Consider the following 575-nt stretch of genomic DNA (forward strand, 5'->3'; position numbering starts at 1 on the left):
GCTGAGTTTTACCAAGCAGCAATCACCAAAAGTGGCGCAGAGATTTCGCTACCTCCCGTCACAGAAGATGCCGATAAACGCATCTTAGCGGACAAGCTGGTTTCACTTGGGTATCAATTCCGATTCAATTCAACGCTGGATGCACTATGAAGTTATATCAACATATAGAAACGCTTTGGGATTACATGCAGCTCAAACAGGATTTAAAGCCTGCCGACTGCTTGTTTGTTATGTGCAGTAACGACGTGCGAGTTGCTGAGCACGCCGCTGCGCTTTACCACCAAAAACTCGCACCATTGATTGTGTTCTCCGGTGGTGAAGGCCGTTTTACGGATGGGTTGTTTGAAAAAAGTGAAGCCGAAACATTTGCAGACATTGCGCGTTTAGCTGGCGTACCAAGCGATGCCATTTTAGTAGAAACACGTTCAACCAATAGTGGAGAAAACGTCCGTTTCACCGAGCAGTTATTAAAAGAGAAAGGCATCCAATGCGAATCTATTATTTTAGTGCAAAAGCCATTTATGGAACGCCGCGCCATCGCTACGTTTGAGAAGCAATGGCAATCGCCCTACTCG

At 46.1% G+C, this 575-nt stretch carries 1 protein-coding gene and 1 pseudogene; both read left to right on the top strand.

The window, feature by feature from the left end; genetic code table 11:
* Positions 1-150: pseudogene (locus R7Z49_RS26600) on the top strand (SDR family NAD(P)-dependent oxidoreductase); the annotation flags it as partial.
* On the top strand, positions 147-575 hold a 429-nt coding region (locus R7Z49_RS26605; protein ID WP_318112660.1), incomplete at its 3' end, for a YdcF family protein. The pseudogene R7Z49_RS26600 and the gene R7Z49_RS26605, both read left to right, overlap by 4 nt.

Source organism: Vibrio sp. 1562 (assembly GCF_033340155.1).
Classification (GTDB): Bacteria; Pseudomonadota; Gammaproteobacteria; order Enterobacterales; family Vibrionaceae; genus Vibrio; species Vibrio alginolyticus.